This window comes from Agarilytica rhodophyticola, from assembly GCF_002157225.2.
GTDB classification, from domain to species: Bacteria; Pseudomonadota; Gammaproteobacteria; order Pseudomonadales; family Cellvibrionaceae; genus Agarilytica; species Agarilytica rhodophyticola.
The window spans coordinates 6,839,579-6,859,608 of the sequence record NZ_CP020038.1 but is presented as its reverse complement, the minus strand read 5'-3'; the positions used below and the strand labels follow the sequence as shown (position 1 = coordinate 6,859,608).

Here is a 20,030-nt window from a genome sequence, read left to right as displayed (position 1 = left end):
TTTGCTGTGAAGGTTAAATGTGCCAGAATGCATCCTACTCGATGCCCATAACATTCAATATTTAGAAGGAGGAGGTGCGTTCTATGCCGACCTTTGCTGCACTTGATCATATTGATCACGCCAACTTAAAAGTTAAAGTTCAATATGGCCAAGAATATGGAGACAACATAAACCAAGCACTTGTATTTCCTACCGAATTTCAAGCATTACAGCGCGAATACCCCATCTTTTTCCGTCAGTCAGATGATAAAAAATTTTATGCTGTTGTGATCCTAGGGCTTGATAAAGACGAAAACCTGTTTTTACAAGACGATCAATGGAGCGCTCGCTATGTACCAGCTGTACAGATGCGTGGCCCATTTGCTCTGGAAATCAAAGATAGCCAAGAAGGCAACCTAGAACAAGCAGATCCATTGATTAGAATTAATATGGACGATGCTCGTGTTAGCAATGAGCAAGGGGAAAGTATATTCCTTCCTCATGGTGGCTACTCGCCTTATTTTGAAGATATGCTGCAGGCACTTAGACGAATCCATGTGGGTGCTAGCGTTGTGGACGATTTCTTTTCTCAATTAACATCATTTAATTTGATTGAGCCCGTAACAGTGCAGGCTAATATCAGCGAAACTGTGCAATATACGGTTCCTGATGTATTTACTATTAGCCGATCTCGGATGGAGTCGTTAAGTGGTGATGAATTGCATAAGCTCAATCAGTTGGGCTTGCTAGAGCATTGTTTTGCTGTTTTATCATCTTCTGGGAATGTGTCGCGAATAATCGATATGAAATTACGCAAAGCAAATGTGCTTGGCTAATCAAAATGATGTGATGATAAGTTTATGGGTGTAGAAAGAAAAACCAAGGCACTCCAAGGAAAGCAGTTTAACGACATTGATTTTAACGAGCTTATTCAATCAGGTGAACCCTGTATTTTAAAGGGTGCTCTTCATAAGGCACCTCTTGTGCAGGCGGCGCTACAATCTGATGAACAGGCCATGTCTTATCTTTTGTCCCATGTCAGTGAACGTCCATTACTCAATTACACAGCAGGTCCGGAAGCAAAAACGCGGTTCTTCTATAATGCCGAGATGAACGGGCTTAACTTCAGTACAGAGTACATATCATTAGCCGATTTTTTCCAAAGATTAAAACAAGAAAAAGTTGCTGGCACAGGTGCTTGTTTTTATGTTGGCTCCGCTGAAGTTGCCAATCATTTCCCTAGCTTGATTGAAAGTGATGATTTACTTCTGAAGGGGGATACATTTCAAAAATATCCACCGCGTGCCGGTATTTGGCTTGGCAATCGCACCACCGCAGCTATTCATTATGACGTCTCTAATAATGTTGCTGCTTGCTTGGCTGGTCGTCGTCGGTTCACCTTATTTCCTCCAGATCAAATTGCTAATCTCTACCCAGGTCCCCTAGAGCCCACGCCCGGTGGGCAAGTGGTCAGTATGTTTGACCTAAACGCCCCGGATTTTGAACGTTTTCCAAAAGCTAAAGCTGCACTTGAATGCGCTCAGGTAGCGGATCTAGAGGCGGGGGATGTGTTGGTCTATCCCGCTATGTGGTGGCATCAGGTGGAGGCGCTAGATGATTTTAATATTATGATCAACTACTGGTGGAATACCGTAGATAGTCATGTAGATGATCCAATGAGCACACTTTTACATGGGTTGCTAAGTTTGCGTGATCGACCAGACAATGAGAAACAGGCATGGCGCAGCCTGTTTGACTACTATGTTTTTGGTGAGCCGGAAACCCCGCGTGAGCATTTGCCCGAACATATTTGGGGAGAGCTCTCTCCTATGGATGCTATGACGGCTAGGCGTCTGCGAGCAAAATTGATTAAAAGGTTTAATAGATAAAAAGAGGTAGATGTCATGGTTCAATCTGTTTGCAAAGAATCCGTTCGCAAAGTAGTGATTGCAGGTGGAGGCACTGCCGGATGGATTGCTGCAGCAAGCTTGTCGAGCCAACTGGGAAGTCTTCTGGATATCACCCTTATTGAATCTGATGATATTGGTACGGTAGGGGTTGGTGAAGCTACTATTCCTACACATAAAACATTCCATCGTCTCATAGGTATCGACGAAAGAGAATTTATGCGCGCCACCAGAGCTAGCTTTAAGCTGGGTATTGCCTTTGAAAACTGGGGGCAAGTAGGTGATCGCTATATCCATTCCTTCGGTAAGGTGGGGCGCTCCACCTGGATGGGTGATTTCCAGCACATGTGGCACTACGCCAACTCCAAAGGGTGGTGCAGCGATATGGATGATTACTGCCTTGAGCTGCAAGCTGCTGAAGCGGGCAAGTTTGCGACTTCAGAACAAAATCAGCCCAACCATACCCAGCTTAATTATGCCTATCACCTTGATGCTGGCCTCTATGCGAAGTTTTTAAGAAACTTCAGTGAACAGCGCGGTGCAAAACGTATAGAGGGAAAGATAAAGGATGTACGCCTTCATCCTGATACTGGCTATATCGACAGATTGGATTTAGAAGATGGCCAATCAATATCAGGGGATCTATTTATTGATTGCACAGGATTTCGAGGTCTACTAATTAATGGCGCTCTCGGTGTTGGTTACGAAGATTGGAGCCACTGGCTTCCCATGAACAGAGCTCTTGCGGTACAGACCAGGGTGAGCGAAGAGATCCTACCTTATACGCGTTCGATCGCTCATAAAGCAGGCTGGCAGTGGCGAATTCCGCTGCAACATCGCGTGGGTAATGGCCTGGTTTATTGTAGTGACTATATGTCAGATGATGAAGCCCATGAAACCTTAATGGCCAATATTCAAGGGGAGCGAGTCTCGGATCCTAGGCCGATAAAATTCCTCACCGGTAAGCGTCACGAAGTATGGTCCAAAAACTGTGTGGCCTTGGGCTTATCCAGTGGTTTTTTGGAGCCTTTAGAATCTACCAGTATTCACCTGATTCAGATAGGTGCTACTCGACTGATTCAAATGTTCCCCTTCGACGGAGTTAATGATGCCTTGAGAAATCGTTACAACACCCTTAGCAATGCTGAGCTAGAAAGTATTCGCGATTTTCTTATTGCCCATTACAAACTCAACCAGCGTCAAGACGCTGAGTTTTGGCAACAGCGGGCGGCATTAGAAGTTCCAGATTCCCTACAACACAGAATTGACTTATATAAAAACTCAGCCATCGCTTATCAAGATGGCTCCGACCTTTTCCGTGTGGATTCGTGGAATCAAGTCATGCGTGGTCAGGGGCTTGAGAGTCGAGGTTATCATCATATGGGGCATTTGCTGGCGGACGGCCAATTAAAAACTGCCTTGGCAGATTTGAAAGCACAGATAGATAAGATGGTGGCTAGTATGCCGAAACATGCCGACTTTTTACGTCAATATCAGGTATTTTCAGAACAATAAATGGAGTTTTCTCTATGTCTAAGCCAGTAAACTCTATTCTTATTGTCGGTGGCGGTACCGCCGGTTGGCTGACAGCGGCAATTCTTGCTGCCAAGCACGCTGGGCACAATTTTGGCGAGAACAATTCTCAGAAGAATAACTCAGGTATGCACATTAGCCTGATCGAAGCACCCGATATTCCTATTATTGGCGTAGGTGAGGGTACATGGCCTACGATGCGTGGGACTCTACATAGTGTAGGGATAAAAGAGGAAGATTTTCTAAAAGCCTGCCATGCTTCCTTTAAGCAAGGTTCTAAGTTTGTGGGTTGGAAAGATGGAAGTGCTGATGATTACTACTACCATCCATTCGATCTACCCCAAGGTTTTTTGGAAGGCAATCTTGCTCAGTATTGGGTAAACACAGCAGGGCTGGATAATAAAGCAGCCACTTCTTTTTCCAAAATGGCCTGTCCACAGGAGCATCTTTGTGAGAAAGACCTCTCACCCAAACTGCGCAGCTCTGGCAATTACTCCGGCGTTGCCAATTATGGCTACCATCTGGATGCGGGCACTTTCTCGGAATTCTTAAAAGCGCACTGTGTTGAAAAATTAGGTGTTCATCTTATTAAAGATAAGGTGATTGGTGTTGTATCACAAGACAATGGCGATATCGCCCATGTACAAACCGAGCATAGCGGGGATATTGCCGCCGACTTATTTATTGATTGCAGCGGCTTTCGCTCATTATTGTTAGGCCAGCACTTTGGCATTCCATTTTTGGATAAAAGCGCAGAGTTGCCCATTAACTCGGCACTTGCGGTGCAAGTACCCTATGGCGAAGATCGCTCCATTAAATCTGCCACCATATCCACTGCACAGGAAGCCGGGTGGATTTGGGATATTGGTTTATCCACTCGACGCGGGGTAGGGCATGTCTACTGCGACCGTTATGTTTCCCAGCAACAAGCTGCTGTGCAATTGCGAAACTACCTGGGCATGAACGAGCAAGCCTTTGAGCAACTCACACCGAGAAGTATTGATATAAAACCCGGCTATAGGGAAACCTTCTGGCATAAAAACTGTGCTGCTATCGGTTTGGCCGCGGGCTTTTTAGAACCGTTGGAAGCTTCTGCTATGATGCTGATTGAAGCTTCTGCCAATATGATTGCCGATCAAATGCCTGTTACTCGCACCTCTATGGATGTGCTCTCGAAACGTTTTAATAAACGCTGCCACTATCGTTGGCAACGAATTATCGACTTCCTAAAACTCCACTACGCATTGTCACACCGACAAGAACCTTTTTGGCGTGAAGCCTCCGCTGAATCATCCCTATCCGAGCGACTAAAAGAAGATCTGCAGCTCTGGCAACAACAAGCACCATGGAAAACTGACTTTGATAGTATCGATGAAGCCTTTCCTGCTGCAAGCTACCAATACGTGCTCTATGGCATGGGGTTTAAAACCCAAAGTCACGCTAAATTCAACTCGCCCATACTGGAAAACTTCTCTCGCAAAGCCATCAATAATATGGCTCGTAACCTCAGTCTTATTACACCTAAAGTTGAGAGTAATCGAACACTTTTGGATATGATTAACGCTAATTCTTAGCATTTTGTATTCAAAAATTTGTAGTGGCCTAAAAAGTTCGTACGAAAAGTTACGTGTTAAAGTACCGTAAAAATGAGAATACGACTTATGAAAAAAAGACTAAGGCGCTCTTAATGTCCGACTCGATCAAGTCTTCCTCTTAACAAACGACTTAAGAGCATCATATAAGTTATACGATGTTAACTATTCATGTATAGCGAATGGCTTATGAAGCAAGAGGATGTCCGACAGACGTATTGTTTCACTCTTACTAAGGTTGCCAATACAGCAATCACACATTCGTTCAGCCATTACATGGCAGTCATGTGTTAAACATGTTAAGTAATTGACAAAGACCAACCTCAATATACTGTTAGTGTTGTGATCGTGAGCTTTATAAGTGGTCTATCACTTGTCTAGTCTCCGCAACGTTAGGATCTTCTAGATCATACCGTTATAAAATTTCTCAGTTGAACACAAAGAAATATAAGACAAGAAGATTCTTATTGGTACTAAGAATATATGCAAAGTTTAAACATGAATAAACTAAAGAGAGATATATGCAACTAGCACATTAAACACATCCCAGCGCCTACAGATTGAATGGATATATAAAACTTGGAAACTCAGCGCAAGATAGAAAAACGGCAACGGCTGTCGCAACAAGATGCTTAATATGTGGAACTACTAGTGTCGTACAATCGTTATATCATCCTAGTGGCATTAAAAAAACAAGTAAATATAGAAGAGAAGCATTGAATCAACCTACTGCTAGCATGGGTCTCCACATCAGAAATGTTCATAAGCAAAAAGCTAAAGTTAACGCAAACTATGAGCGATTTTTATTAGTTGATCAACCTAGGCTAAGGAAAGTTGGAAGATCATCACGATCTTAAATCATCGGGCTTGCAGTGAAGAATATGCGAGCCCTAGTTAGAATAACGAATAGGGTCAGACTCTATTTTAATAAATATGCTAAGTATCTTTAACAATTCTAAATGTTTTTCGTAGTAAATAATTTTTAGAAGAAATAGACTTTTTATCTGGCATGGCTTAGCCGCCTAGCTTGTCTTTCAATTCGAAGTCTCTCGTAGTGTGATCGTTGTTCTTGAGATAGCTCTATATTGAATGGCTCGGGTCTTAAACGTATATCTCGCCTAGCCGATTGTCTTGCTTGTCGGTTTGCTTGCAATGTATCCCAGTGCTTTCTTGGCATACTCCTTAGATCTACCGAGTCATAAGGACATCTGGGGTAATCTGATTTGAGTAATGATTTTTTGCAGGTTCTATGCAGAGCATGTGAGTTTTTACACTTTAATATGGTGACTTTGTCTGTGTTTTTAAAATCATTTAGGCAAATAGGGCAGTTGGGGTTTTGTATAGATGAATGAAGCTTACGGTACTTACCTGTATGGTTACAGAACATGGCTTTTATCCGATGAATTAGTTTGTACTTTGTAGAATAAGTTACGCATGCAGTTCGGTTAATAATAACAACTAGAATATGAAGTGCCACGTACTAAATATTACAAGTGCCACATCAACTGTTATTGTCTCCACCAAGGTAAACTTCCTTTAATACAGTAATAAAATTACATAAAGACTAGTTGGATCACATGTTTCTTGCTTCAAGATGTATATTGAGAGTTGATAATAAATTATCTTCGTTAGATGTTATCTCTAGGTCTCAGGTCTCTCGTTCATCATTTTTTTTGCTGCTTCATTTAGATCCTCTGCTTGAGTTGGCGGTATTGGAATACGCACATGGCCTGGTAAACTAACACCTAGACTGCCGCCATCGCTTGCACTAGGGAGTGTGCTAGGTGAGACCATTTCAGCGGCAGCAATAACTGTTGTTATAGCATTGACAATACCGCGAGCACCTTGCCATTCCTCTTTAGATATTTGACGTTGAAGGCTATTATCGCCAGGGGCTATGCCTTCTCCTTTTGCTTGTAGGTGAGCATCAATAATTTGTCTTTGTAGATCGTGTTTCGGCAGTGGGTGCAATCCTTGCGCTTGTCTATTAGCGATATCACCTTGCAATGTATCTCGTGTTAGGGAAGTAAGCATACTGTTTTGAGAGGAGTTGCTACCAATCATAACAGGCGTTTTAGATTGTGTGCGTCTAACCTCTCCGCTTGTAGGTGCTAGATTAGCCGTGTTGGTGTACGCTGTTGCACGTGTTCCAGAAACAGGTGGTTGGTTACTTGTTTTCAACATGATAAAAATCCATTCACTTTATTTGTACACATAGGTGTCAATGGCGTAAATAATGTTCATAACACAAAAAGAGGAGTGAGACGCAATTAGTGTTTTTAGTTTGCGTATAATATTTCTCTAGGGTATCGAGTCTTTTTATATTTGCTTATCTATGGATATTTAGAGAGGGTTCTTAAGTATGAATAAGGCGACGACAGTATTTTTAGAAAGTAACTTTAATAATAGAGTTTTGATTGTTTTAGGAATGTTTTAATATGTAACAAGGTTACGAATAAATATATTTTTTTGACATTTTTAATTCCATTTCCTATTTTTTTGTTTTTCTTGTACTGAGGTCTGAAATAATTGGTAAAAAAAAGAAAATTGGTGTGGTGCAAGTTTTTAATTATTATGGTAAAAATATTAGTGAGAATAATCGTAAGCTGTACATATCTTATGAGGCATATAAAGATTTGCACTTATTAGTTAAGCATATCTGTAAGTCTTTCGATAATGAGAGTTTAAAAAGTCATAAATTTAAATAAATAATTACACCGAAAGGATAGGTGCTGTAGTAAATTATTTTGTATAGCTTATTCTTTTATTCCAAGAAGCATACTGAGAAGCTATGAAAGCAAACTCATATTGCTTTTTATACCGTTCAAATTCTAATGTATCGTTTAAAAGTTTTTCTGATTTTTCTATATCCATCCTATAAATATCAATAACACGAAACTGAAATCCTGAATCCTTATATTTGCTATTTAATTTCTGCGTTTGCTGACGGGCGTAGGCCAACAAATGACGAGAGGAAATAAGAACAGAAGGAAAGTTATTTAACTGCATACACATATTTACCGTTTAGGGTTTGTCATAAATATAACGAATGATTTAAATATTTATGAGTAGAGTATCGATTTAAGGCAATAGGTTCATTTTTTTAACTCAAAATATTTATTGCGACTTCTACTTTCGTTGAATGGCGTTGTAATGGGATTTCTATATTGTAATACTCTTGTGCATATTGTTTAGGGAAATAGAGATACCTTTACATGGTGGCATAAAAATCATCAAAAAAGATCGTTTCGTTTCTGTCTATCAATCAACCATGATCGAATTAAATTTTAATATTGAGTTGTCACTGTTGATGATAAAAAGCAAATATTGCACATAATATTATAAGCCGGAGTTATAGAGCTAAATAAAGTCTTTTTAGAAATGATAGCTATGATAGCAGAGTGCTAAAAAAGCGAGCTTAAGATTAATAACTTTGATAAATAATGAATGACAACCTATAGGCCAAGCTTTTCCATAGAGCGCTAGATAAGGCGAAAACGTTTTCAAGTTTTTGATAAAGGTTAAGGAGATGTACTAGAACGACTTTTGGTATTACTATGCGTCAAATTTAATTGACATTACTTGCTTATGGTGACGTTGATCCATATAAATATGCGAAGATACTATTATCATCTGAGGTAATTCTCACGATGAACATATTAATAGGCTCCAGCTTCTTGATGTTTACTAATAACTAATAATAGTCCAAGCTTCATTAGAAGCTCTTGATGACAACAATCTAAACCAAAGCTTGGAAAATGAAATACGCTTTATTGCTCTTTGTTTCGCTCGGAACTTTTCTTAATAGTTATGCTTATGCTCGCGAATTTGCACTTATATCTAGTTACCATGCAGAGAATCACTGGACTCAGGACTGTATCGCAGGTCTGCGGTCTGGGCTTGAAGCCGATGATAAACTCACCATATTTTATTTAGATGCAAAGCGAACCTCTTCAACTGAACATGTTCTGGCAAGTGAGTATGCTTGGAGAAAGGTGAAAGAAATAAATCCGGCGCTTCTTTTTGTGGCAGATGATGTAGCACTAGAACGCCTTGGTCCTTATCTTGCTCAAGCTAAATTCCCAACAGTTTTTTATGGTATAGACAATAATCCTAGGAACTATTTTAGCGGCAACAAGATTCCTAATAATGTGTATGGCATACTCGAAAGGCGACTTTCAGTATCTTTGGTGCGAACCATTAGAAAGATTTTACCACCTGAAAAAAAAGATGTTTTAATTTTATTTGACGACAGTTCATCCGCTAAAGCAATCATAGCAATGAACTTTGAAGGTCAGGAAAAAGTGATTCTTGATCACGGTAAAATTGACCGAAAAAGCATAGGTTATTTTGATACCTGGAAAAAAGCTGTGACATCCGCACATGAAAATTACGATGCGATTTTGTTAAAAAACTGGTACACGATCAAAGATAGAAGTAATGATGCAGTAATTGATGCCAATGCCGTCATAGAGTGGACAAGTAGAAACTCAAAAATCCCGATCTTTACCATAATGAAGAATGTTGTGGGAGAGGGGCTGATAGAGGAAAATCAAATAGTAGGAGCAATCGTGCTTGAGGGGGCAAGCCACGGGTACAATGCTGCTATTATGGCAAAGAATATACTTGGCAAAAAAGATACTGTCAGGATTAAATCTTCCAGAGCTAAAAATTATTACTTTAACAAGAAAAGCCTTAGTAAATTCGGTTTGACATTACCGAAATCTATCGAAGACGGGGCAACCTTCAAATAAAGCTAATGAGTGGCCAAATAAAGCTAATGAGTGGCGGTTTTTGCTTTAATCGACCCTAAAAATAATGTGCCATATCAAGATAACGTTGGCGGATATGTTCTACCAACAGTCTTATTTTTTTCGGTGCTTGCTTCGTAAAGGGATAAACTGCGTATATACCGACTTTTTTGGCTACAAGCGTTGGGAACAAATCCACCAAACTATTATTTTGCAAGTCAGTATAAACTAAGCAACGTGGTACATAAGCAATGCCGTAGCCTGCCAAGGTGGTTTTACGCAGTGCTGCTGCGTTGTCGGTAAAAAACGATCCTGCAACTTTGACCATGTAGTTGCCCGTCTCAGATTTAAACTCCCATTCACTGGCGCCACTCGTATGATATGTGTATTGCAGACAATTGTGCTGCTGCAGATCGATAGGGTTTGTTGGCGAACCGTATTGTTTAAGGTATTTAGGTGAGGCACACACAATCCAGTTAGACTCAAGAAAGCGGCGTGCAATTAAGCTTGAGTCTTCTAAATAGCCTGTGCGGATTACTAGGTCATAGCCTCCTTCAATGAGATCTACAAAACGATTTTCCAGTGACATATCAACAGTTAAGCCGGGATGCTGTTGGCAGAATTCCGCTACTGCTTCGGCTATTAATAGATCACCTGAGATGGTGGGCACTGACATCTTGATATGGCCTGTCATTGTTTCGCCCAAACCTGAAATTGAGTCCATGGCTTCGGCTGCGGCAATTTCAATGTTTTTTGCCCGCTGTCTTAGCGTCATTCCAGCTTCGGTCAAAGTGAGTTTTCGGGTAGTACGATAAAAAAGCTGAACGCCAAGGTGGGCTTCTAGACGAGAAATACGTTTGCTCACGACTGAATTGGCGAGGTCACTTTTTTCTGCTGCACGAACGAAGCTACCGAGCTCAGCTACGTGAGAAAACAGGATTAAGTCGTCTAAATGCATTTTATTATGTCCTAAATAGAAATAGTCTGATCCATAATGCCTATTTTATGATTTATCGGGAAGCGCTAAGTTGATGTAAACAGACCCAAGATATGGATTAACTTCGATGATTATCTCTTCTCCCACAGACTTTCGTGTTGCGGCTAAAGATAAATTGCCACCATTTCTATTTCATTATATTGACGGTGGTTCCTATGCTGAGAAAACGCTTCACAACAACAGTCAAGATCTGGCCAACATCGCTCTAAAACAGCGAGTATTGCGTAATATGGCAGATCTTGATCTGAGTACTCAGATTTGGGATGAGTCTTTTGCTTTACCCATCGCATTATCGCCTGTAGGTCTTACAGGTATGTACGCTAAACGAGGTGAAGTACAGGCCGCGAAAGCGGCGCAAAACAAGGGTATTCCTTTTACCATGTCCACTGTATCGGTATGTGCTATCGAAGAAGTTGCCCCGGTAATTGAGCGTCCAATGTGGTTTCAATTGTATGTACTGAAAGATCGTGGCTTTATGAAAAATGTGCTCGATCGGGCTCAACACGCTGGTGTAAAAACACTTGTGTTTACTGTAGATATGCCAGTGCCCGGTGCGCGCTACCGTGATATGCATTCGGGGATGAGTGGCCAATATGCGAATATGCGTCGGATATTTCAAGCCATGTGCCATCCGAGTTGGGCCTTGAATGTCGGTTTACTAGGTAAGCCCCATGATTTGGGTAATATCTCCACTTATCGTGGTTCCCCCACTAAATTGGAAGATTACATCGGATGGTTGGGAGCCAATTTTGATCCATCAATATCATGGCAAGACTTAGAATGGATTCGTGATACCTGGGATGGCAAGATGATTGTTAAGGGAATTTTAGATGAGGGGGATGCAAAAGATGCTGTAGCATTTGGTGCCGATGGTATTGTTGTATCGAATCATGGTGGACGCCAACTTGACGGAGCTCTCTCTACTGCGCAAGCATTGCCAATGATCGCAAGTAAAGTAAAAGGGGATCTTAAAATCTTCGTTGATTCGGGCATTCGTAATGGTTTGGATGTGGTGCGCATGCTTGCGCTCGGCGCAGATTGCACTATGCTAGGACGATCTTATATTTACGCTTTAGCTGCCCAAGGGCAAGCTGGTGTGGAGCACCTACTTGATTTATATCGCAAAGAGATGGAGGTCGCCATGACACTCACAGGGGCGAAGACCATTGCCCAAATCACTGAAGATATATTGGTTCATTGTTGAGACTTAGCAGTTAAATCTGGATTAAATTAGCCATGACGAAAGAAAAAAAGCGTGATCCGCTAAGCCCCTTTGATGCCACCGATCGGGAGCTGATCGCCTTGCTTAAGCGCGATGCGAGAGCGCCCATATCTGTCTTGGCAGAAGTTTTGAAGCTGTCGCGTGGAACAGTGCAGAATCGTTTGGATAAGCTCTTTGCATCAGGTGCTCTTTTGGGCTTTTCTGTGCGGGTGCGCGATGACTTTGACCCAAACAGTGTGCGTGCGGTAATGATGATTGAGGTTGCAGGTAAGTCCACCTCTCAAGTTATTCTTCGTTTAAGGCGGATTCCCGAGCTTGAGAAAATACACACCACCAATGGTGGCTGGGATCTCGTGGCGGAAATTTGCGCAGCAAACTTGCAAGAGTTTGACCGTGTCTTGCGCGATGTTCGTGAAATCGAAGGGGTACTCAATAGCGAAACCAGTATTCTTCTCAGCACGGTTTAGCTGTAGAAGTCTAGCGTTTTTAATCGCAAGTAAATGGAATGCTAAGCACGCAATTTTTCAAAATTTATACTGAAAAGTAGCAAATTGCGAAAAAACGGGCTTGTTTCTAGCAAAGTTGCTTATAGCGATTGCAGATTTCTCAATTTAATATTTCTTCTCGATAAATTGTTTCATCTGTAGATCCGTCGTGAATAAAAAATCCCATAATGCACAAGCACCTTCATCGGTGGTGATGATTAGGCCGCATAATTTTAGGCCGAACCCGGAAACCGAAGCCGATAATACTTTCCAGTATCAAGCTGCATCGGTAGATGCGCAGGATACAGCTCGCAGTGCTTATATTGAATTTAATAATGCTGTGTCAGAGTTGAGAAAATGTGGTATCAATGTCCATGTTTTTGATGATACATCCACAGAAACACCGGATTCTGTTTTTCCAAACAACTGGTTCTCCACCCACCCAAATGGGCAGGTGGTTGTTTATCCCATGTATGCACCTAACCGACGTAAGGAACGTCGGCAAGATGTAATCGAGATGCTTGAACGTGAGTACTGTGTCAGTCAGGTGATTGACTATGCACAATTTGAACATGAGAACCTCTATCTTGAAGGTACCGGTGCGATGGTGATCGATCACTTAGAGAAGGTTGTTTACATGGTTCCTTCTAATCGTGCCAACCCCGCACTACTCAATGTTTTTTGCAAACAACTGGGGTACAACTCCTTTTCTTTCCATGCTCAAGACGCTAATGGTGTGCCGATTTATCACAGCAACGTATTTATGTCGATCACCAATGAATTTGCCGTGTTGGCGTTGGATATGATTCCGTCACTGGTTGAAAGAGATGAACTTGTCAAACGAATGACCGATTCCGGTCGCGAAATTATCCACGTATCTGGTGAACAAATAGCGCAATTTGCAGGAAACTGTATCGAATTGACAGGAAGTGAAGGTCGCATTCTTGCCCTTTCTCAAACGGCTTATAACACCCTGACTCCCGCTCAAAAATCTGAGATGGAAAAAAGTGTTCGTTTACTACCAATTAAGGTAAACACCATAGAAATGGCAGGTGGATCAGTACGTTGCATGATTGCGGGTATTCACTTACTACCCAAGTAAGCGTATGCAATTTAAGCCCGAAACATCACACTGGACCAATAATAAGAGTAATTCCTATGACTGATAAATCCTATTCTATATTGCACCCCGCCACCAATGCTGACGAACTTGCTAAAAATGGTCCCAGAATTATGTCTTCTGGCAAAGGCATATATTTGCAAGATAGCAAAGGGCAGGAGCTAATCGACGCAGTAGCGGGACTATGGTGCGTCAATGTGGGTTATGGCCGTAAAGAGTTGGCGGATGCCATGCAAGAATCGGCCTTGAATATGGGTTTCTATCATACGTTTTCAGGTATGTCGAACCACCCTCAAATGGCATTAGCGGAACGGTTAATGGAGAAGGTGCCAACCTCTTTGTCCAAGGTGTTTTTTGGTAGCGGCGGGTCCGATGGCAACGATAGCTTGATTAAGCTTATTTGGTATATCAACAATGTACGTGGTAAACCTAAAAAGAAGAAAATCATATCTCGCTGGCAGGCCTACCACGGAACCTCGGTAGCTACTGCTAGCCTTACTGGCTTGCCTTCCTTTCACCAAGCTTTCGACTTACCTATTAATCACATATTGCATACAGGGTCCCCCGATTACTTTCGCCATGCACAGGAAGGTGAGAGCGAACGGGGTTTTTCTAACAGGAGGGCTGCCGAGTTGGAAAGCCTAATTGAACAAGAGGGGCCTGAGTCGATCGCGGCCTTTATTGCTGAGCCAGTGCTAGGTGCAGGGGGAGTGGTAACACCACCTGAAGGTTACTTTGAAGCGATACAAAGTATTACCAAAAAATACGATATCTTATTTGTTGCCGATGAAGTGGTGAGTGGTTATGGACGTTTAGGTCGTTGGTTTGGTTCTGAGGTCTATGGTATCGAGCCGGATATGATGACAACGGCTAAAGGTTTAACCAGCGGTTATTTTCCCATGTCCGCAGCGTTTATGTCTGATGAAATCTGGCAATTAGTGCGTGAAGGTTCGAAGAAGTACGGTAACTTTGCTCATGGTTATACCTATTCTGGTCATCCTGTTGGTGCTGCGGTGGCGCTTGCGAATCTCGATATCATTGAGAACGAGAATCTGGTGGAGCAGGCTGGGCGAATAGGCAATTACTTTAAGCAACAACTTACTAGGCGCTTTGAAGGGGATGACTTTGTGGCTGAGGTGCGTGGTAAAGGACTTATTGCTGCGGTGCAACTGGTACAGGATAAAACGAGCAAAACTTTTTTTGATAAGTCTACCAAGATTGCCCAGGCGGTAGCTCAGGAATGCTACAAAAATGGTCTGATCGCAAGGCCGCTGCCTTCTGTTGATAGCATCGCATTTTCCCCGCCGTTGATTTGCATGGAAGAAGATATTGACAAAATAATCGATCGCTTCGAATTGTCACTACGCCCAGTGATGGCTAAGTATAAGCAAGCTTTGTAGGAGATAATGCCAATGATTGTCGTTCGACCTATACAAACTCATGATCTTGATAACCTAATGGATCTAGCGCACGCCGCCTCTCCTGGTATGACGACTCTGCCGCCGGACAGAGATACGCTGTCTCGCAAGATTGCTCGCTCAACACAAAGTATTGAATCGGCAATAAGCGAAGCAGGCAATGAGTCTTACTTATTTGTCATGGAAGATACTGCTACAGGGAAACTTGTCGGCACTGCTGGTGTTATTGCCAAGCTTGGCGAGGATGACCAGTTCTATTCCTACAAGTTAAACAGGCAAACCCAATATAACCGCCAGAGCAACAAAAAGGTGGCGATCGAAACTCTTCACCTGACCAATCACTTCGAGGGTTTTGCCGAAGTGGCGACTTTATTCCTGATGCCAGAATATCGTAAAAACAACAATGGCAAACTGTTGGCGCGCAGCCGTTATTTGTTTATGAGAGAATTCAGAGAACGCTTTCCCGACCAAGTGATGGCGGATTTACGTGGATACTTTGATGAAGATGGGCGCTCACCTTTTTGGGAGGCACTGGGCAAACACTTTTTTGATATGAGCTACGCCGAAGCTGACTTGTTCGGTGCTCTTAATGGCAATCAAATTATCGCTGATCTTATGCCCAAACATCCTATTTATATCAATCTACTGCCAAAAGAAGCGCAGGAAGTGATTGGCCGGCCCAATGACGATGGCAGGGCAGCATTGGCGATGTTGGAAAAAGAAGGCTTTAAGTGTAACGGCCAGTATGACATTTTTGATGGAGCGCCGAGTGTTGACGCTTATATCGACCAGCTAGTTACTGTAAACAACAGCAAGCAGGCCGTTGTGTCAGGCAACTTATCCCAGGCGACTTTTGATATGACTTCCGAAACAAGCTCCAACACATATTTAATTTGTGCTGGAGACATTAGTGCATTTCGTGTGTGTATATCGTCACTTGAGATTAATGAAGATGGCGAGGTTGTATTGCCTCCGGACACTGTGGAAGCCCTGCAAGTAAAGGCAGGGGCGAAGGTACGGTATTCATTACTATAGGCGCTTAATAATCAGTCCGGCATTGGGGTTCATACCAAAAGATAAGACGTAATTGGTTACTTACTTCTTGCTGCCCGCAGAGTCTTCAGCTATGTTTTGCAGGCCCCGTGGATTGACGAAACACCAGCTCCGCATTAACAACAATACGCAAGTCTTTTGGCTTTTCATCGCGCACCATGCGGATAAGTTGTTTGGTGGCGATCTCGGCCATTTCAATTAGTGGTTGTTTGACGGTGGTAAGATGGGGCCATACCTGAGAGGCCAAAGGTTCATCGTCGAATCCAGCAATAGAGATATCCCCAGGAATATCTAACTTACGTTCGTGGGCAACCTTCATAACCCCTGCTGCCATATGGTCGTTGGCGCAGAAAATTGCAGTAGGCATAGGCTGTAAGCGTAAAAGTTGAATGCCGCAATCGATACCTGACTCGAAAGTATTCTCACCTTGAACAATCAGCCTTTCATCAATATCTAAATTGGCTTCGGCCATGCCGTCGAGATAGCCAAGGTAACGATTGGCCATTGCTGTGTGATCAGGATGGCTACGCACAAAGGCAATACGCTGGTGACCAAGGCGGGATAAATGCCGCACCATTTGTTTACAAATTTCGCGATCGTTCGTACAGACAGTCCAGTCTGTATCGTCTACAGGCTCCCTTGAGATAGCGATATTGGCTATCCCTTGCTGACTGATAAATTCGTGGATACCAGCGACATCGGACAATGGTGGGACAAGTACCAGTCCGTCTACCCTTTTACTGGAAATAAACTCGCGAATGTCATTGAGCACCGAGGGGTTTGTGTAGCTACAGGGGTGGATGAGTAAGTCATAGTGCTCAGGCAAACAGGCACTTAGGACACCATTTTGGATGTTGGTAATATAATTCGAGTCGGTGTTGTTATATATCAGACCAATCAAGTATGTGCGATTACTCGCGAGCATGCGAGCCGGAGAGTTCGGGCGATAAGCGAGCACTTGCATCGCTTGTTCCACACGATCTCGGGTGGTCGATTTTACATTGGGAGCTCGATTTAAGACTCGTGAAACTGTCTTGGTCGAGACTCCGGCGTTCTTGGCGACATCATCAATTGTCGCAGGGCGGCCAAACTGGTTTTGATCTGCGGCAGTGGTCATGAAAATATATTCATCATTGCGTGTTGATATAAAATATGCAGCGAACAATGGATAAGATTGTCCTGCGCTGTCTTCTTTTACAATAACACAAGTCGAGCCTATCGCTAAGATGTATTAGCCTGTTTGATATACAAAAAAGTAGTGAATTTACATAACCGTAAAGATCAACTGTAATAGATATCACTTTTTAATGATTTTAATGCCAAAAGCTGATAAGAGGAATATCCTTTACATTATTTTTATCTGAGTGTGCACAGAATTAGCGATGAAACAGGCATGATGGGATTGCTCGTGGAGATTCGCGACTTTGTCTTTGCTGGGTTGTTGATCTTCAAATACAATTTTCGGCTTTAAAATTACTTCTGTCATAGCCAGCTTTCCATCGGCATTTTTTGCCAAAGTACCTGAAGCTTGGTCGATGTAAGTATTCACTGTTAAGCCTGCTCTTGCAGCATAGTCCAAAAAGAACAGCATATGACAGCTAGATAAGGAGGCAATAAAGGCTTCCTCTGGATCGACATTAGCTTCGCTGGACATGGGTACGGGGACAATGTGGGGGGAAGAAGACGCTGGTACCACAACGCCACCATCGAAATGCCATTCGTGAGCTCGGCTGTATTTCCGGTCTAGAAAACCTTGCTCACCCCGTTCCCATTTGACCGTAGCATAATATTCAGACATTAGATCGCTCCTCGCAGGTAGTCGTCGGTTGAATATAGACGAATTCCTAATTAAATAGAAAAACTAGTACTTATGCCACCGCTGGTTTTCCCGACACTATCAGTGTTTTTTGTTGTTGGGCTTGGCCCTGAAGCGAATTCAATTCCTCATCAGCAATTAATGCGTGGTACTTCTAGTTTGTTTTCTGGAAGGTGGTCTAAAGTGGTTTTCATTCAGTTAGGTGCATTGTTTCTTGTCGTCTCAGTTTTACGCGATTGCACATGTATTGCCACTAATCTCATCTTATTTTACTAAGTCTTAATGGCTAACTCAGGCTCTATGTTTTTAGTCGCGCTTACTCGCCTTGTTAAGGTATTCATTTAATAGTTTCTCTTGGTTTTGTGATTGTTGTGATTTCATATTAAATAAGCGACTTAGACATATAACGTCCTATACGCTTACCTCCAAATCTAAGTTGATAGCCTAATTCTGAGAGCAGAAGAATGTTGACGACAAGAATGTATATTAAAGTGCTTGGTGGCTCATACTGGGCAAAACGACTTCAGGTGTAAAATGCTTTTTGTGTCTGGCCCATATTTGCCAAACACAAAAAAGCCTGCATCTAAGCAGGCTTTTAACTTGTTGATCTACAATCAAGGATTGGTAGGGGCCTAGTGAGATAGAGCCGCTGACCTTTGCACTGCTAGTGTGGTTGTCCAGCAATAATATGCAGCACGCCGTTGCCTGTCAGCATTAGATCAACCAAGCCATCGCCATTAATATCGCCGCTACCTAAAGCATCGACACCTAAGAAAGCGCTAGCTACTGTGCCTGTCATGCTGCGAAGTAGTTCTTTATTAGCCCCTGAGTATAGATAGCCTTTACCTGCTGCACTGCCTCCGGTGAAGGTGTACGCGGCGATAAATAAGTCGTTAAAGCCATCATTATCCACATCACCCACTCCACGTGCTGGCCCTAAGCCATCTCCCAGATTTTCCGGCCGAAAGATATGCACGGTCTTGCCTGTAGCACCTGAATATAGATAGCCGCGGCCACTGCCATCCACTTCATCTTGGCGGGCATTGTAGTCGCCAACGTAGATATCGGGGATATTATCCCCTGTCACATCGCCTACGCCGAAGGCATGAAATTGTCCGAAGGTGCCGGCGGTAACTCCTGCTCCATCTGTGGTTAAGCCGGGTTCACCCACAGGCTTTAGCAGATGTATTAGGCGACCATTCTTACCGGACAATACGTAAGCCCGACCTTCATCATTTCTACCCGCACCTCTTGCGCCAACTACAAGGTCGGGGATGCCATCATAATTGATATCGCCAATACGGCCGGTGGCTGTGCCTAGTTCGTCGCCAGCTCTGCGGCCATTGCGCTTCCATAGAAGCTTGCCCGTTTTTCCTGAATACGCATACAACCTTCCTGCATTAGCTGCTCTTTGGCTGGCGTAGCTGGCGCCGACCACTACATCATCAAAGCCGTCTTTATTTAGATCTCCGACCCCTCCCACAGAAGCGCCAAAGAATTCACCAGGTCTAAACCACTGATGTAATACAGCATGATTTGCGCCAGAAAACACCATAGCACTTGAGAAAGAACCAACAATATAGTCGTTAACCCCGTCGGCATTAACATCACCCGCGTCCTTTGCGCTATAACCAAACACGGGAATTCCTGGGCTCGTGACACTGTTTAACAGTGCACCATCGCCACCGGAATAGACATAAAATTTACCAGCAGGGAAGGGAACATTGGTCGTGAAAAAGGGAGCTGTGACAATAAAGTCATTGGCACCATCACCGTTGATATCACCAAGATCCTCCGCTACCCAGCCAAAACCATCCCCCTGTTGCTCACCGTTAAGTGTAAGCAATACTTCTACATCTTCCTCCGCAAAAAAGTCGCTACTTGCTTTTGCGGTAAATAATGAGGGTTCAACACTGGGCGCTTTAGGGATTGCATTCAGGCGATATCTATCACTTTGTTCAATGGCACTACTTGCGGGGGTGGCATGGCTAGATTGAGCCGCTATTGAGGTAATTAGGATCATCGATAGGAGTACTTTTGTATTCATTTACGCTCTCACTATTATTGAAATAACCGTTATTGAAACAGTGGAGGGGCTTTGTCTTTTCTTATAGTAAGCCCCTGGTTGATCGGGTCTTTAGAGCTAACGTACTAAAG

At 42.9% G+C, this 20,030-nt stretch carries 18 protein-coding genes and 1 pseudogene; 11 read left to right on the top strand and 8 right to left on the bottom strand.

The window, feature by feature from the left end:
- The first annotated feature begins 83 nt into the window (after positions 1–83).
- Genes BVC89_RS28265 through BVC89_RS28250 form a run of 4 tightly spaced genes read left to right on the top strand, consistent with a single transcriptional unit; the run spans position 84 to position 4,993 of the window.
- A complete protein-coding gene (locus BVC89_RS28265) occupies positions 84–815 on the top strand; it encodes a SapC family protein (RefSeq protein ID WP_086934431.1) in 732 nt (243 codons plus the stop codon).
- 24 nt (positions 816–839) lie between these two features.
- Positions 840–1,868, top strand: coding sequence for a cupin-like domain-containing protein (locus BVC89_RS28260; protein WP_086934430.1), 1,029 nt, complete (start codon positions 840–842; stop codon positions 1,866–1,868).
- A gap of 15 nt (positions 1,869–1,883) precedes the next feature.
- Complete coding sequence (locus BVC89_RS28255) at positions 1,884–3,401, top strand: tryptophan halogenase family protein (RefSeq protein ID WP_086934429.1); 1,518 nt, start codon at positions 1,884–1,886, stop codon at positions 3,399–3,401.
- 14 nt (positions 3,402–3,415) lie between these two features.
- Positions 3,416–4,993 carry a tryptophan halogenase family protein gene (locus BVC89_RS28250; protein WP_086934428.1) on the top strand — a complete coding sequence of 526 codons (1,578 nt, stop codon included), beginning with the start codon at positions 3,416–3,418 and terminating at the stop codon, positions 4,991–4,993.
- A gap of 1,018 nt (positions 4,994–6,011) precedes the next feature.
- On the opposite strand, the gene BVC89_RS30440 is transcribed toward BVC89_RS28250, so the two are convergent.
- The 4 genes and pseudogenes from BVC89_RS30440 to BVC89_RS28235 all read right to left on the bottom strand — a co-directional run bounded on the left by BVC89_RS30440 (position 6,012) and on the right by BVC89_RS28235 (position 8,020).
- Positions 6,012–6,188, bottom strand: coding sequence for a hypothetical protein (locus tag BVC89_RS30440; RefSeq protein ID WP_245929263.1), 177 nt, complete (start codon positions 6,186–6,188; stop codon positions 6,012–6,014).
- A 33-nt stretch (positions 6,189–6,221) separates the two neighbouring features.
- Positions 6,222–6,398 (bottom strand): annotated as a pseudogene (locus BVC89_RS30830) (RING finger domain-containing protein); the annotation flags it as partial.
- A gap of 254 nt (positions 6,399–6,652) precedes the next feature.
- Positions 6,653–7,195: a hypothetical protein gene (locus BVC89_RS28240; RefSeq protein WP_086934426.1), complete on the bottom strand. Its 543-nt coding sequence runs from the start codon at positions 7,193–7,195 to the stop codon at positions 6,653–6,655.
- Positions 7,196–7,753: 558 nt separating this feature from the next.
- Complete coding sequence (locus BVC89_RS28235) at positions 7,754–8,020, bottom strand: hypothetical protein (protein WP_086934425.1); 267 nt, start codon at positions 8,018–8,020, stop codon at positions 7,754–7,756.
- A gap of 749 nt (positions 8,021–8,769) precedes the next feature.
- Between BVC89_RS28235 and BVC89_RS28230 the strand changes: the two genes are divergently transcribed.
- Positions 8,770–9,765 (top strand): ABC transporter substrate-binding protein, encoded by a 996-nt coding sequence (locus BVC89_RS28230; protein WP_086934424.1) that lies wholly within the window; start codon positions 8,770–8,772, stop codon positions 9,763–9,765.
- Positions 9,766–9,820: 55 nt separating this feature from the next.
- Here the strand turns inward: BVC89_RS28230 and BVC89_RS28225 are convergent, their stop codons facing one another.
- On the bottom strand, positions 9,821–10,720 hold the full coding sequence (locus BVC89_RS28225; protein WP_086934423.1) for a LysR family transcriptional regulator: 900 nt from the start codon (positions 10,718–10,720) through the stop codon (positions 9,821–9,823).
- Between the two features lie 106 nt (positions 10,721–10,826).
- Here BVC89_RS28225 and lldD point away from each other — a divergent pair, with 106 nt between their 5' ends.
- The 5 genes from lldD (at position 10,827) to BVC89_RS28200 (ending at position 16,039) form a co-directional block, all read left to right on the top strand.
- Complete coding sequence (lldD, locus tag BVC89_RS28220; RefSeq protein WP_086934422.1) at positions 10,827–11,963, top strand: FMN-dependent L-lactate dehydrogenase LldD; 1,137 nt, start codon at positions 10,827–10,829, stop codon at positions 11,961–11,963.
- 32 nt (positions 11,964–11,995) lie between these two features.
- Positions 11,996–12,448 carry an Lrp/AsnC family transcriptional regulator gene (locus tag BVC89_RS28215; protein ID WP_086934421.1) on the top strand — a complete coding sequence of 151 codons (453 nt, stop codon included), beginning with the start codon at positions 11,996–11,998 and terminating at the stop codon, positions 12,446–12,448.
- Positions 12,449–12,680: 232 nt separating this feature from the next.
- Positions 12,681–13,568 (top strand): citrulline utilization hydrolase CtlX, encoded by an 888-nt coding sequence (ctlX, locus tag BVC89_RS28210; protein ID WP_086934785.1) that lies wholly within the window; start codon positions 12,681–12,683, stop codon positions 13,566–13,568.
- Between the two features lie 56 nt (positions 13,569–13,624).
- Complete coding sequence (locus BVC89_RS28205) at positions 13,625–14,986, top strand: aminotransferase (RefSeq protein ID WP_086934420.1); 1,362 nt, start codon at positions 13,625–13,627, stop codon at positions 14,984–14,986.
- A 12-nt stretch (positions 14,987–14,998) separates the two neighbouring features.
- Positions 14,999–16,039 carry an arginine N-succinyltransferase gene (locus BVC89_RS28200; protein WP_158658174.1) on the top strand — a complete coding sequence of 347 codons (1,041 nt, stop codon included), beginning with the start codon at positions 14,999–15,001 and terminating at the stop codon, positions 16,037–16,039.
- Positions 16,040–16,124: 85 nt separating this feature from the next.
- On the opposite strand, the gene BVC89_RS28195 is transcribed toward BVC89_RS28200, so the two are convergent.
- Positions 16,125–17,174 carry a LacI family DNA-binding transcriptional regulator gene (locus BVC89_RS28195; protein ID WP_158658173.1) on the bottom strand — a complete coding sequence of 350 codons (1,050 nt, stop codon included), beginning with the start codon at positions 17,172–17,174 and terminating at the stop codon, positions 16,125–16,127.
- Between the two features lie 228 nt (positions 17,175–17,402).
- Positions 17,403–17,855 (bottom strand): OsmC family protein, encoded by a 453-nt coding sequence (locus BVC89_RS28190; RefSeq protein ID WP_086934417.1) that lies wholly within the window; start codon positions 17,853–17,855, stop codon positions 17,403–17,405.
- A gap of 72 nt (positions 17,856–17,927) precedes the next feature.
- On the opposite strand from BVC89_RS28190, the gene BVC89_RS30020 reads away from it, so the two are divergent.
- A complete protein-coding gene (locus BVC89_RS30020) occupies positions 17,928–18,149 on the top strand; it encodes a hypothetical protein (RefSeq protein ID WP_158658172.1) in 222 nt (73 codons plus the stop codon).
- Positions 18,150–18,537: 388 nt separating this feature from the next.
- Here the strand turns inward: BVC89_RS30020 and BVC89_RS28185 are convergent, their stop codons facing one another.
- Positions 18,538–19,920 (bottom strand): FG-GAP-like repeat-containing protein, encoded by a 1,383-nt coding sequence (locus BVC89_RS28185; RefSeq protein ID WP_086934416.1) that lies wholly within the window; start codon positions 19,918–19,920, stop codon positions 18,538–18,540.
- Positions 19,921–20,030 lie beyond the last annotated feature (110 nt).